Source organism: Rhodococcus xishaensis, from assembly GCF_004011825.1.
GTDB lineage: Bacteria > Actinomycetota > Actinomycetes > Mycobacteriales > Mycobacteriaceae > Prescottella > Prescottella xishaensis.
Map to the genome: position 1 here is coordinate 367,995 of NZ_RKLO01000002.1, position 13,926 is coordinate 381,920.

At 66.1% G+C, this 13,926-nt stretch carries 11 protein-coding genes; 10 read left to right on the forward strand and 1 reads right to left on the reverse strand.

All coding sequences use genetic code 11. The features are described from left to right. Positions 1-18: 18 nt before the first annotated feature. Genes uvrC through whiA form a run of 4 tightly spaced genes read left to right on the forward strand, consistent with a single transcriptional unit; the run spans position 19 to position 5,109 of the window. On the forward strand, positions 19-2,148 hold the full coding sequence (gene uvrC, locus EGT50_RS06145) for an excinuclease ABC subunit UvrC (protein ID WP_127951690.1): 2,130 nt from the start codon (positions 19-21) through the stop codon (positions 2,146-2,148). 29 nt (positions 2,149-2,177) lie between these two features. Next, on the forward strand, positions 2,178-3,044 hold the full coding sequence (gene rapZ / locus EGT50_RS06150) for an RNase adapter RapZ (protein ID WP_127952234.1): 867 nt from the start codon (positions 2,178-2,180) through the stop codon (positions 3,042-3,044). Further along, positions 3,041-4,135 carry a gluconeogenesis factor YvcK family protein gene (locus tag EGT50_RS06155; RefSeq protein WP_127951691.1) on the forward strand — a complete coding sequence of 365 codons (1,095 nt, stop codon included), beginning with the start codon at positions 3,041-3,043 and terminating at the stop codon, positions 4,133-4,135. Before rapZ ends, EGT50_RS06155 begins: the two co-directional genes overlap by 4 nt. After that, positions 4,132-5,109 carry a DNA-binding protein WhiA gene (gene whiA, locus EGT50_RS06160; RefSeq protein ID WP_206615769.1) on the forward strand — a complete coding sequence of 326 codons (978 nt, stop codon included), beginning with the start codon at positions 4,132-4,134 and terminating at the stop codon, positions 5,107-5,109. The genes EGT50_RS06155 and whiA overlap by 4 nt, the downstream gene beginning before the upstream one ends. Positions 5,110-5,127: 18 nt before the next feature. Here whiA and EGT50_RS06165 read toward each other — a convergent pair whose 3' ends face one another. Continuing rightward, on the reverse strand, positions 5,128-6,003 hold the full coding sequence (locus EGT50_RS06165; protein WP_127951693.1) for an amidohydrolase family protein: 876 nt from the start codon (positions 6,001-6,003) through the stop codon (positions 5,128-5,130). Between the two features lie 486 nt (positions 6,004-6,489). Here EGT50_RS06165 and EGT50_RS06170 point away from each other — a divergent pair, with 486 nt between their 5' ends. The 6 genes from EGT50_RS06170 (at position 6,490) to ppc (ending at position 13,903) form a co-directional block, all read left to right on the forward strand. Next, positions 6,490-6,966 carry a hypothetical protein gene (locus EGT50_RS06170; protein ID WP_408014605.1) on the forward strand — a complete coding sequence of 159 codons (477 nt, stop codon included), beginning with the start codon at positions 6,490-6,492 and terminating at the stop codon, positions 6,964-6,966. 400 nt (positions 6,967-7,366) lie between these two features. After that, positions 7,367-8,386 carry a type I glyceraldehyde-3-phosphate dehydrogenase gene (gene gap / locus EGT50_RS06175; protein WP_127951694.1) on the forward strand — a complete coding sequence of 340 codons (1,020 nt, stop codon included), beginning with the start codon at positions 7,367-7,369 and terminating at the stop codon, positions 8,384-8,386. Positions 8,387-8,400: 14 nt separating this feature from the next. Continuing rightward, positions 8,401-9,666, forward strand: coding sequence for a phosphoglycerate kinase (locus EGT50_RS06180; RefSeq protein WP_127951695.1), 1,266 nt, complete (start codon positions 8,401-8,403; stop codon positions 9,664-9,666). A gap of 3 nt (positions 9,667-9,669) precedes the next feature. Further along, entirely contained in the window at positions 9,670-10,455 is a 786-nt protein-coding gene (gene tpiA, locus EGT50_RS06185; RefSeq protein WP_127951696.1) for a triose-phosphate isomerase, read from the forward strand. 307 nt (positions 10,456-10,762) lie between these two features. Beyond that, positions 10,763-10,996 (forward strand): preprotein translocase subunit SecG, encoded by a 234-nt coding sequence (gene secG / locus EGT50_RS06190; RefSeq protein WP_127946996.1) that lies wholly within the window; start codon positions 10,763-10,765, stop codon positions 10,994-10,996. Positions 10,997-11,107: 111 nt separating this feature from the next. Next, entirely contained in the window at positions 11,108-13,903 is a 2,796-nt protein-coding gene (gene ppc / locus EGT50_RS06195) for a phosphoenolpyruvate carboxylase (protein ID WP_127951697.1), read from the forward strand. Positions 13,904-13,926: the final 23 nt, after the last annotated feature.

Genomic DNA, 13,926 nt, shown 5'->3' on the forward strand with positions numbered 1-13,926 from the left:
GCCGACTAGCCTTGAATCGTGCCTGATCCTTCGACGTATCGTCCCGCGCCCGGAACCATCCCGGTGGAACCGGGGGTCTACAAGTTCCGCGATCCACACGGGCGGGTCATCTACGTCGGCAAGGCGAAGAGCCTTCGGTCGCGGCTCGGTTCGTACTTCGCCGACGTCTCCTCGCTGCATCCACGGACCCGACAGATGGTCACCACTGCCGGCAGTGTCGAGTGGACCGTCGTCAGCACCGAAGTCGAGGCGCTCCAACTCGAGTACAACTGGATCAAGGAGTTCGATCCGCGGTTCAACGTCCGCTATCGGGACGACAAGACGTACCCGGTGCTCGCGGTGACGTTGAACGAGGAGTTCCCCCGACTGTTCGTCTATCGCGGGCCTCGCCGCAAGGGTGTTCGGTACTTCGGCCCCTACTCGCATGCGTGGGCCATCCGGGAGACGCTCGACCTGCTGCTGCGGGTCTTTCCGGCCCGCACTTGCGCTGCAGGAGTATTCAAGCGACACAATCAGATCGGGCGGCCGTGCCTGCTCGGATACATCGACAAGTGCTCGGCCCCGTGCGTGGGTCGGGTGACGGCAGACGAACACCGGCAGATCGTCGCCGACTTCTGTGACTTCCTCGCCGGGCGGACCGACCGATTCGTACGCCAACTCGAGGCGCGGATGCAGGAGGCGGCCGAGGAACTCGACTTCGAGACCGCAGCGCGCCTGCGCGATGATGTCGGCGCGCTGAAGAAGGCGCTCGAGAAGCAGGCCGTCGTCCTCGGTGACGGCACCGACGCCGACCTGGTCGCGTTCGCGTCCGACGAGCTCGAGGTCGCCGTGCAGGTCTTCCACGTCCGCGGCGGCCGTGTGCGCGGTCAGCGCGGCTGGGTCGTCGAGAAGGCCGGCGACGTCATCGAACGCGATGCCGTACTCGAGGACGGCGCCGACTCCAGCGACACCGGACCGGACACCGAACTGGCGATCCTGGTCGAACAGTTCCTCACCCAGTTCTACGGTGAACAGGCTGCCCTCGATGCCGTGGCAGGCCAGTCCGAACCGGCCAACACCGTCCCCCGCGAGGTCCTGGTGCCTGTGTTGCCTCGCAACACGGTCGAGATCCAGAACTGGCTCTCGACGCTGCGCGGATCCGCGGTGAAGCTGCGGGTGCCACAGCGCGGCGACAAGAAGGCGCTCGCCGAGACGGTCGAGCGGAACGCGAAAGAAGCACTGGCGCAACACAAACTCAAGCGAGCCGGCGACTTCACGTCACGATCGGCAGCGCTGCAGGGCATCCAGGAAGCGCTCGACCTCGACTCTGCGCCGCTGCGAATCGAATGCGTCGACATCAGTCACGTGCAGGGCACCGACGTCGTGGCCTCGCTCGTCGTGTTCGAGGACGGACTTCCGCGCAAGTCCGACTACAGGCACTACGCGATCAAGGAGGCGGCCGGCGACGGGCACAGTGACGACGTCGCAAGCATCGCCGAGGTGACCCGCCGCCGGTTCCTGCGGCACAACCGTGATGCTGCGGCCGGGGGCGCCCTGGAGGGCGACGGCGGCGATCTGTCGCCCGAGTCGGCGCTCGACCCGCAGACCGGTCGGCCGCGCAGATTCGCCTACCCGCCGAACCTCTTCGTCGTGGACGGCGGCGCCCCGCAGGTCGCGGCAGCTTCTGAAGTGCTCGATCAACTCGGCATCACCGATGTCGCGGTCATCGGCCTGGCCAAGCGCCTCGAGGAGGTGTGGGTGCCGGGCGAGGAGAACCCGGTGATCCTGCCTCGGACAAGCGAGTCGCTGTACCTGCTGCAACGAGTCCGCGACGAGGCACACCGGTTCGCGATCACGTTCCACCGCAGCAAGCGGTCGCGCCGTATGACGGCGTCCGCGTTGGATTCGGTGCGTGGTCTCGGGGAGGCGCGGCGTACGGCGCTGGTCAAGCACTTCGGGTCGGTAGCCCGGTTGCGCAATGCGACCGTCGAGGAGATCACCGCGGTGCCCGGTGTCGGTGTCGCGACCGCCCGCGCAGTGCTGAGTGCCCTCGGCGCCGCAGGCGTGGAAGATAACGCTGGGTCGGATGTCGCTGCGCGAGAGCCGACAGTAGGGGATGATGTGACGGGCACCGTCGCAACAGAACGAACAGGACAGAGTCGCGAGTGAACGACCAACTGAAGCGGGACGAGGGCGGCATGGAGGTCGCGCTCGTCACGGGGTTGTCGGGAGCCGGGCGCAGTACGGCCGCGAAGGTCCTCGAGGATCTCGGCTGGTACGTCGTCGACAATCTGCCACCCGAACTGATCACGCGCATGGTCGACCTCGGCGTCGAATCCGATCCACCGATCCGTCGGCTCGCCGTCGTGCTCGACGTCCGCAGCCGCCCGTTCTCGGGCGATCTCGGTCGAGTCGTCGCTGAGCTCGAGGAGATGCCCGTTCAGATGCGGGTGCTGTTTCTCGAGGCGAACGATTCGGTTCTGATCCGTCGGTTCGAGCACGTACGGCGTAGCCACCCGCTGCAGAGTGACACCAAAGAAGGCACCTTGTCCGACGGGATCGCCGCCGAGCGCGTGAAGCTGGCCCAAGTGCGAGCTGCCGCCGACCTCGTTGTCGACACATCGTCCCTCGCGGTTCGCGAGTTGCGTGAGAAGATCGAGACCGCGTTCGGCGGCGAGGCCAGCGGCGAGATCCAAGTCACGGTGCAGTCTTTCGGGTTCAAGCACGGGCTTCCGATGGACGCCGACGTGGTGTGCGACGTCCGGTTCCTGCCGAATCCGTACTGGGTCCCGGAATTGCGCGTGCACACCGGCCTCGAGGAGACGGTACGGGACTACGTGCTGTCACGGGACGGGGCCGAGGAGTACCTCGGCACTTACCTGCGCCTGCTGGAGTTGACGACGGCGGGATACCGCCGGGAGGGAAAGCGCTATATGACGATCGCGGTCGGGTGTACCGGCGGCAAGCATCGGAGCGTCGCCATGTCGGAGGAGCTCGCGGCACGACTGCGGATGCAAGATGGCCTCGCCGTCCGTGTCGTCCACCGCGATGTGGGGCGCGAATGAGCGACGAGCGACGCAGCGGTGACGGTTGTGTGCCGAGAATCGTCGCGTTCGGTGGTGGCCACGGCCTGTACGCGACGCTCAGCGCGGTGCGGCGCCTGAGTTCGGACGTCACCGCCGTGGTGACCGTCGCGGACGACGGTGGCTCCTCGGGTCGACTGCGCAACGAACTCGGGGTCATCCCACCCGGTGACCTGCGGATGGCGCTGGCCGCACTGGCTGGGCGTGAACCGCATGTCCAGTCGTGGACCGACGCTGTCCAGCATCGCTTCGGCGGTACCGGCGCGCTCGCCGGCCACTCCGTCGGCAACCTGATCCTCGCCGGCCTCACCGAGGTGCTCGGTGACCCCGTCGCTGCCCTCGACACGGTCGCGCGGCTGCTCGAGATCGAGGGCCGGGTCCTGCCCATGTCGCCGGTCGCGCTCCAAATCGAGGCTGACGTCGTCGGGCTCGAGTCCGATCCCCGGGTCAGTCGTTGCATCCGCGGCCAGGTCGCGGTCGCCACGACGCCCGGCAAGGTTCGGCGGGTGCGACTGCTCCCAGCCAACCCACCGGCCTGCCCCGACGCGGTCGACGCGGTCGAGACGGCCGACGTCGTCGTGCTCGGGCCCGGGTCTTGGTTCACGAGCGTGATTCCACACGTCCTGGTCCCTGAGCTGCTCGATGCGATGATGCGCTCGCCGGCACGGAAGGTGCTGATTCTCAACCTTGCGCCGGAGACGGGGGAGACCGCCGGGTTCTCCGCCGAGCGCCATCTGCACGTGCTGTGCCAGCACGCGCCGGATTTCCGGGTGGATCACATAGTGGTCGATTCGGCATCGGTGCCGGTGGGCCCTGAACGCGACCACGTCTGCCGCGCAGCGAAACAACTCGGCGCGCAGGTCGTCTATGCGGACGTCGCCGAGGACGGCAGTCACAAGCATCACGCGGGAAAACTCGCTGCCGTCCTCGAGCGTCTCGCCGTGCGGGAGCGGGTCGAAGCCAGGCTGGTCGAGGCACACGGTGGGATTGACGACGGCGGGATTGACAACGGCGGGAATGACAACACTGCGGAACGGACGGTCGGGGGAAGGGAGAGCGCCTCGTGGCAATGACAGCCGAGGTCAAGGACGAGCTGAGCAGAATCGCGGTGACGCAGGTCAGCTGCCGGAGGGCGGAGGTGTCCTCGCTGCTCCGGTTCGCGGGCGGCCTGCACATCGTGGGCGGTCGTGTGGTCGTCGAGGCCGAAGTGGATCTGGGATCGATCGCGCGCCGGTTGCGCGCCGAGATCCTCGACCTCTACGGCTATCACTCCGACGTGCACGTCCTCAGTGCCAGCGGTCTGCGAAGGGGCTCGCGCTACGTCGTGCGGGTCGCGAAGGACGGTGAGGCGCTGGCCCGCCGGACCGGGCTGCTGGACATGCGCGGGCGACCCGTCCGCGGTCTCCCCGCGCATGTCGTCGGCGGCAGTGTCGGCGACGCCGAGGCGGCCTGGAGGGGCGCGTTCCTAGCTCATGGATCCCTGACCGAACCCGGTCGTTCCTCGGCGCTCGAGATCAGCTGCCCCGGCACCGAGGCGGCACTCGCGCTCGTGGGAGCGGCGCGGCGGCTCGGTATCACCGCCAAGGCCCGCGAGGTCCGCGGCACCGACCGCGTGGTCGTGCGCGACGGTGAAGCGATCGGTGCCCTGCTCACCCGGATGGGCGCGCAGGACACCCGTCTGACGTGGGAGGAGCGCCGGATGCGGCGCGAAGTGCGGGCGACGGCGAACCGGCTCGCGAACTTCGACGATGCCAACCTGCGGCGTTCGGCACGCGCAGCTGTCGCGGCCGCGGCACGGGTGGAGCGTGCTCTCGAGATCCTCGGCGAAGACGTCCCGGACCACCTCGCGGCGGCAGGCACGCTGCGTGTCAAGCATCGGCAGGCGTCGCTCGAGGAACTGGGTCAGCTTGCCGACCCTCCGATGACCAAGGACGCGGTCGCGGGACGGATCCGCCGACTGCTGTCGACGGCCGATCGCAAAGCCAAAGAGCTCGGAATCCCCGACACCGAATCGGCGGTCACCCCGGAGTTGCTCGACGAGGCGTGAGCGCTCCGAACGGGACCCTCACTCGATCGAGAACAGCCGCGCCGCGTTGTCGTGGCACACCGCCCGCAACCACGCCTCGCCGAGGTCGAATCGGGTAAGCCCGTTCAGCGCTTCCAGATACGGATACGGAATGTTGGGGAAATCGCTGCCGAACATGATGCGATCCTGCAGGTCTTCGAGTCGTTGCACCTGATCACGTGGAAAGGGCGATAGCTCTTCGGAGTAATCGGTGAACACCATGGTCGTATCGAGGTAGACGTTGGGATACTTTGCAGCCAGCTCCAGAAAGTCTCGATACTCCGGGAGGCCCATGTGGGCGATGATGAGAGGCAATCCGGGATATCTCCCCAGCAACTCTGAGATCGGCTCAGGGCCGGTGTAGTTGCCGGGCGCAGGACCGGAGCCGCAGTGGATGACGACGGGGACGCCGGACTCCTCCAGCAGTCCCCATACCGGGTCGAGGAGCGGGTCGTTGGGCGAATAGTCGCCCACTTGGATATGCGACTTGAAGACCCGAGTACCCGACTCGATCGCGTCCGCTACATACGTCGCCGCGGACTCCTCCGGGTAGAACGTCGATGTCCGCAGGCAGTCGGGTGTGTGTGCCGCGAACTCAGCCGACCATTGGTTCAGCCACGCAGCCATGTCCGGCTTGTGTGGATAAATCATCGAAGTGAAACGTCGAACACCGAACCTCCGGAGCTGCTCGACGCGGACATCCTCATCGTGCCGGTAGTGAATCGGCCAATGACGGCCGGTCAGCGGCCCGGCCGAGTCGAAGTAGCGCCACACCTTCTCCATCACGTTCGCGGGCATGAAATGGGTGTGCACGTCAATGATTCCGGGCAGCCCGAGACGGCGCCAGAACTCCTGCACGTGTAGATCTTCGGACACCGCTTCTCCTTCGACATTTACTGCGCCTCGCCTCTTTCGACGACGGGGCGGCTCAGAACAACGTACGCGCACCCTCGCGTCCGGTATCGGGCGGTTCGACCGGAGTCGACGCGTGAGGGGTCGAAGCCTGTCGCCGAGTGATGTTCTGGCGCAAGCTCTCGACCCGCTACCCGGACAACAGGACGTGACGCCGCTACCGCCTTGATCGTGATGGACCCCATTTCACAAGCGTTTTGCAGAAATGCCGAAAACTGGGGTACCCGCGAGGGAAGATGGCAAGAGAAGGCGGGTTACGGGCGCTCTAGCGGTCGAGTAACTGCGGCGGGCCCCCGACGGTTCCATCTCACTGCGGGACGCGATTCCGGGAGGCCTATGACTTAGCTGCGACACGGGGGCATCACTGCGCACCCACATATTCATGTAGCCGTTCGGTTTCCAGCGAATATGGTCCACGCACAAGATGTTCGGTGGGCTCAGGTGAGGTCCGTGTTCGCACTACGACATGGTGGGAATTCGATGAAACTCTTCAGAAGTTTGACGTTGTCCGTATTGGTCGCCTGTGCGGTGGTCGTCGGTGCTGCAACGGCGCACGCCGAGCCCACACCCCAGGGAGCCGATCCCGCGCCCCAGGGAATCGACTGGTCTCAGCCTTTGCTGACCCCGACCCCCGACGGCAACAGCCAGGCGGCCGAGCAGCTCTTCCCGGGTAACGACGCCAAACAGGACGCCTTCGACAACATGACCACCGAGATCAACATCGGCTGGAACAACGGGGGCTTGCCCGCCGTACTGATCGGTTCAAACGTCGGCATGATTGTCGGGTGCCTGTCGATCTTCCCGAACATCTTCGCGGGCTGCATACTCGGCACCGCCATCGGCACAATTGCGGGTGTTGTCATCGGTATCGATGAGGGAAATCCCAATGCCCGGCCGGCAGTTGAGGAGTTCTTCGCCACACCCTGAGCGAGAGCGAGCTGCTGCCCCGGTCCCACTCGGGCCGGGGCAGCAGCGCGTCTGTGGTCACAACACGCCCGCCGGGCAGTATTGCCGGGACGGCTGCATACGCACACCCCGCCGACAACACTCCGCCATCGGCGGGAACGGTCCCGTCAATCGCTTGATCAACGTCCGTGGGCAGTACACCCACATCGCGAAACGGTATCGCTGGAGCTGTCGGAAACCACTCCCGGACTCGGTGGCCGGGTCAGCTGCGCAGGGGTTAGGGCAGGAGCACTAGGGTGGGAGCCACATCGACCGAGGAGTCCCGCGTTTCGGTTCGATCGCCGTGGGCATCAACGTGCTCGCGGGATTCAGCGCGGGCGAAAACTGGCACACCAGAAATAGATGGGCAAAGGAGTTAATTGTGACGGTCCGGGTAGGCGTCAACGGCTTCGGTCGTATTGGACGAAACTTCTTCAGGGCGGTTGATGCGCAGAAGGCGCTCGGCACCACCGACATCGAGATCGTGGCAGTCAACGATCTCACGGACAACGCGAGTCTGGCTCACCTGCTCAAGTACGACTCGATCCTGGGTCGTCTGCCGCACGACGTCTCGCTCGACGGCGACGACACCATCGTTGTCGGCGAGACCAGGATCAAGTCCCTGGAGGTCAAGGAAGGCCCGGCGGCGCTGCCGTGGGGAGACCTGGGTGTCGACGTTGTCGTCGAGTCCACGGGAATCTTCACTAACGCGGCGAAGGCCAAAGGCCACCTCGACGCGGGTGCCAAGAAGGTCATCATCTCGGCGCCGGCCACCGACGAGGACATCACGATCGTGATGGGCGTCAACGACGACAAGTACGACGGCAGCCAGAACATCATCTCCAACGCGTCGTGCACCACCAACTGCCTTGGCCCCATCGCCAAGGTTCTCGATGACGAGTTCGGCATCGAGAAGGGCCTGATGACCACGGTTCACGCATACACGCAGGATCAGAACCTGCAGGATGGTCCGCACAAGGACCTCCGTCGGGCTCGCGCCGCCGCCCTGAACGTGGTCCCCACCGGCACCGGCGCCGCCAAGGCCATCGGCCTGGTCCTCCCGCAGCTGCTGGGCAAGCTGGACGGCTATGCGCTGCGAGTTCCGATCCCCACCGGCTCGGTCACCGACCTGACCGCAGACCTGCGCAAGTCCGCTTCCGTGGCCGACATCAACGCCGCGATGAAGGCTGCCGCAGAGGGCCCGCTCAAGGGCATCCTCAAGTACACCGAGGCGCCCATCGTGTCGGCGGACATTGTGACCGACCCGCACTCGTCGATCTTCGACGCCGGGCTGACCAAGGTCATCGAGGACCAGGCCAAGATCGTGTCCTGGTACGACAACGAGTGGGGCTACTCCAACCGTCTCGTCGACCTCATCGGCCTCGTCGCCAAGTCCCTCTGAGGGGAGTGGAACCCGTGACTGCGCCCGCAGGCTCCCCTCCTGTCCGGACGTTGAAGGACCTACTGGACGAGGGCGTCGAGGGCCGCACCGTGCTGGTGCGCTCGGACCTCAATGTCCCGCTGGATGGCGGCGAGATCACCGACCCCGGTCGCATCGTCGCCTCGGCACCGACCATCTCGGCGCTCGCCGAGGCCGGCGCCAAGGTCATCGTCATGGCACACCTCGGCCGCCCCAAAGGCGAGCCCGATCCGGCGCTGTCGCTGGCCCCGGTCGCGGTGAAGCTCGGCGAGGTGCTCGGCCGCAACGTTCAACTTGCCGGCGACGTCGTCGGGCAGGATGCGCTGGCGCGATCCGAGGGCCTGACGGACGGTGATGTGCTCCTGCTGGAGAACATCCGTTTCGATCCGCGTGAGACCAGCAAGGACGATGCCGAGCGGGAAGCTCTCGCGAGAGCACTCGTCGACCTCGTGGACGGCGACGGGGCGTTCGTCTCGGACGGCTTCGGAGTTGTACACCGCAAGCAGGCGTCGGTCTACGACGTCGCGAAGCTGCTCCCGTGCTACGCCGGCACGCTGGTCGCGGCCGAGGTCGACGTGCTGGCGAGGCTGACGGACAACTCTGGGCGCCCCTACGCGGTGGTGTTGGGTGGTTCGAAAGTGTCCGACAAGCTTGCCGTGATCGAGGCGTTGGCCCCCAAGGTCGACACCCTGGTCATCGGTGGCGGCATGTGCTTCACCTTCCTTGCAGCGCAGGGGGTGTCGGTCGGCTCCTCGCTCCTGCAGGAAGAGATGATCGACACCTGCAAGGGCCTGCTCGAGCGGTACGCGGACGTCATTCACATCCCGCGGGACGTGGTGGTCGCCGACTCGTTCTCGGCCGAGGCCGAGTCGAAAACGGTTTCAGTGCTCGACATTCCTGACGGCTGGATGGGCCTGGACATCGGTCCGCGATCGGTGAAGCGCTTTGCCGCGATCCTGTCCAGTGCCAAGACCGTGTTCTGGAACGGCCCTATGGGCGTGTTCGAGTTCGAGAAGTTCTCGGCGGGAACCAAGGGTGTCGCCGAAGCGATCATCGAGGCCACCGGCAAGGGCGCGTTCAGCGTCGTCGGTGGTGGCGACTCGGCGGCGGCGGTCCGTCTGCTGGGCTTGCCCGAGGACGGCTTCTCGCACATCTCGACCGGTGGAGGCGCGTCCCTCGAGTACCTCGAGGGCAAGACCCTGCCCGGCATCAGTGCTCTCGAGACTCGGGCGGCACTCGAAGATCCCGCGCAGGAGGACTGAGGCATGGCACGGAAGCCATTGATCGCCGGCAACTGGAAGATGAACCTCAACCACCTCGAGGCCATCGCTCTGGTGCAGAAGATCGCGTTCTCGCTGCCCGCGAAGTACTTCGGGCAGGTCGATGTGACGGTGATTCCGCCGTTCACAGACCTGCGCAGTGTGCAGACCCTGGTCGAGGGCGACAAACTGCTCCTCACCTATGGTGCGCAGGACGTCTCGCCCCACGACTCCGGCGCCTACACCGGTGAGGTCAGCGGTTCGATGTTGGCCAAGCTGGGCTGTACGTTCGTGGTGGTCGGCCACTCCGAGCGGCGCACGTTGCACAGCGAGACCGACGAGACGGTGCTCGCCAAGACGAAGGCGGCGCTGAAGAACGGGCTCACACCGATAGTGTGCATCGGTGAAGGTCTGGGCATCCGCGAGGCGGGTGAGCACGTCGCGTACAACATCGCGCAGCTCCGTGGCTCCCTTGCGGGGCTGTCGGCCGACGACATCTCCAACATTGTCGTCGCCTACGAGCCCGTGTGGGCCATCGGCACCGGCAAGGTGGCCTCTGCAGCCGACGCGCAGGAGGTATGCAAGGCGGTGCGCGAGGAGTTGGCTCGGCTCGCTTCTCCGGAGATTGCTGCCACTGTCCGGGTGCTGTACGGCGGTTCGGTGAACGCCAAGAACGTCGGGGAGATCGTCGGTCAGGGCGACGTGGACGGTGCCCTTGTGGGCGGCGCATCGCTCAAGGCGGACGAGTTCGCGACCCTGTCGGCGATCGCTGCCGGCGGGCCGCTGCCGTGACAACGGCCAATGTTGCTGCCGTGACAACGGCCAATGTTGCTGCCGTGACAACGGCGAATGTTGCTGCCGCAAGAACGGCCGATGTTGCTACCGCGACGGAAGGCAACGTCGAGTGAACGAACGCGGGGCACCGTGACCGAGAAGGGCCGGGTGCCCCGCGTTCCGCTTTCTGTACCGTCGAGGCCGGCGCTGACCACGGGACGATTTGCCGGAACAGCCCGGCTGATGCAGGTTTCTCGGTGTCAACAGGTAAGCTGGTCGGGCTAGTGGCCGAATCCGTCGTGCGTGAAGGGCAGCGAATACCGAAATGGCACTGTTCCTGGACATCCTGCTGGTGATCACCAGTCTGCTGCTGATTCTGCTGATCCTGCTGCACCGCGGCAAGGGAGGCGGTCTGTCCAGCCTCTTCGGTGGCGGCGTCCAGTCCAGTCTGGCGGGGTCCAGCGTCGTCGAGAAGAATCTGGACCGGGTCACGATCTTCACGGCTGCGATCTGGGTGATCGCCATCCTCGGCATCGGGCTCGAGATCAAGTTCGGCTGACGAGGGCGGGCCACGGCGTAGGCGATTAACGCTGCTGGTCCGGCAGCCTCCAGAGCACCCGGCGCACGTCCGTGACGTGCGTCCGACCGCGCGTCGTTCGATAATTGGGTGATGACCGGGATCCCTGTGTCGTCGTCGCCTGGCGCCCTGTCGTCTGCTGAGATGCGGGCCGCTGCCGAACCTCTCCGGGAGGACATCCGTCTGCTCGGTGGAATCCTCGGCGAGATCGTCCGCGAACAGTCAGGTGACGACATCTTCGCGCTGGTGGAGCGAGCGCGGGTCGAGTCGTTCCGGGTCCGCAGGTCCGAGATCGACCGGGCACAGTTGGCGGAGATGTTCGCGCAGGTCGACACCGTGGATGCGATCCCGGTGATTCGCGCGTTCAGCCACTTCGCGCTGCTCGCCAACGTCGCCGAGGACATTCACCGTGAGCGTCGTCGGGCGATCCACGTGCGGGCGGGGGAACCGCCGCAGGACAGCAGCCTGGCTGCCACGTACGCGAAGCTCGACGCGGCGAGCCTGGACCCTATTGCGGCCACTCGGGCGCTCGCGGGTGCGCTCGTGGCGCCGGTCATCACCGCACACCCGACCGAGACCCGGCGGCGGACCGTGTTCGAGACGCAGCACCGGATCACGGAGCTGATGCGACAGCGCGAGTGGGTGTCGGGGGACCCGGTCGAGACGGGGGCTGTGGACCTCCAACTGCGCCGCCAGATCCTCACGCTGTGGCAGACCGCACTGATTCGCCTGCACCGCTTGCGGATCCAGGACGAGATCGAAGTGGGGCTGCGGTACTACGACGCCTCGCTGTTCGACGTTGTGCCCCAGATCAACGCCGAATTGCGCGATGCGCTGCGGTCGCGCTGGCCGGACACCGACGTGCTGTCGGCACCGATGCTGCAGCCGGGATCGTGGATCGGCGGCGACCGGGACGGGAACCCGTTCGTCACTCCCGACGTGGTCAGGCGGGCGGCCCACCGTGCCGCGGAGACCGTACTCGAACACCACCTCGGCGAACTCGAGACGCTCGAGCGGGAACTGCCGATGTCGGCGCGAGTGGTGTCGGTTACAGACGATCTCAACCGGCTCGCCGACGCGTCCGGGGACCATTCGGCGTTCCGAGCGGACGAACCCTACCGTCGCGCGGTTCGCGGATTGCGGCTCCGACTGACCGCGTCGGCCGCCCGGATCCTCGGACATCGGCCGACCCACGCTGTCGACGGTGACCTTCCGGGGTACGCCCTGCCGGCAGAGTTGTTGCGGGATCTCGAGATCATCGACGCATCGCTGCGTTCCCACGGCGACGCTACCGTCGCAGATGATCGGCTGGCCCGGCTACGAAACTCGGTGGAGGTCTTCGGATTCCATTTGTGCGGATTGGACATGCGGCAGAACTCCGAGGTCCACGAGACGGTGGTCGCGGAATTGCTCGCATGGGCTGGAGTACACCCGGACTACCACTCGTTGACGGAGGACGAGCGGGTGCGATTGCTCGCCGACGAGCTCGCCACCCGTCGTCCGCTCGCGGGCCCGCACGCCGAGTTCAGCGAGTTGACGACGAAGGAACTGGGTATTCTGCGAGCGGCGGCGGATGCCGTGGAGCGGATCGGGCCCGAGGCCGTCCCGAACTACATCATCAGTATGTGCGACTCCGTCAGCGACATGCTCGAGGTCGCGATCCTGCTCGCCGAGGTGGGCTTGTTCGACCCGGACGGCGGAGAAGGCCCCACCTGCGCTGTGGGCATCGTCCCCCTGTTCGAGACCATCGACGACCTGAGACACGGGGCAGAAACTCTTACCGCCACGTTGGAAGTGCCGATCTACCGAGCGTTGGTCGCAAACCGGGGCGAATGCCAAGAGGTGATGCTCGGGTACTCCGACTCCAACAAGGACGGTGGCTACCTCGCCGCCAACTGGGCGCTGTACCGAGCGGAACTGGATCTGGTCAGAGCGGCACGCAAGACAGGAATCAGGTTGCGGCTCTTCCACGGTCGCGGCGGCACGGTTGGACGCGGTGGTGGCCCGAGCTACGACGCGATTCTCGCGCAGCCGCCGGGTGCGGTGGAAGGGTCGCTGCGGATCACCGAGCAGGGCGAGATCATCGCAGCCAAGTACGCCGAGCCACGCCCTGCGCGCCGGAACCTCGAGGCCCTGGTCTCCGCGACCCTGGAGTCGACCCTCCTCGACGTCGAGGGCCTCGGCGACGGCGCCGCGCCTGCCTACGCGATTCTCGACGAGCTCGCTGAAATCGCCCGCGTTGCCTACGCCGACCTCGTGCACGACACGCCAGGGTTCGTCGACTACTTCAAGGCGTCCACTCCGGTCGCGGAGATAGGTGCCCTGAATATCGGCAGCCGCCCGGCTTCACGCAAACCGACCGAGTCCATCTCGGATTTGCGCGCGATTCCGTGGGTGCTGTCGTGGAGCCAGGCACGAGTGATGTTGCCCGGCTGGTACGGCACCGGCACCGCGTTCGAGGTGTGGGTCGGCGGCGACGCGGATCGTCTCGCGACATTGACTGATCTGTACGAGCGGTGGCCGTTCTTCCGGACGGTGCTGTCCAATATGGCGCAGGTGCTGTCGAAGTCCGACATGGGTTTGGCCGCAAGGTATTCCGAGCTCGTAACCGACGTAGCGTTGCGTGAGGAAGTGTTCGGCAAGATCGCCTCGGAACACGCGCGCACCATCGCGATGTACCGTGCAGTCACCGGTCACGACAACCTGCTCTGGGACAACCCAGCGCTCGATCGGTCCGTGCACAATCGCTTCCCATACCTCGAGCCGCTCAACCACCTGCAGGTCGAGCTGCTGCGCCGCTACCGCAGCGGCGAGGATTCCGTCGGTGTTCGTCGGGGAATCCAATTGACGATGAACGGACTGGCCACCGCGTTGCGGAACAGCGGCTAGGGATCCCCGCAGTCGGCGGGCCC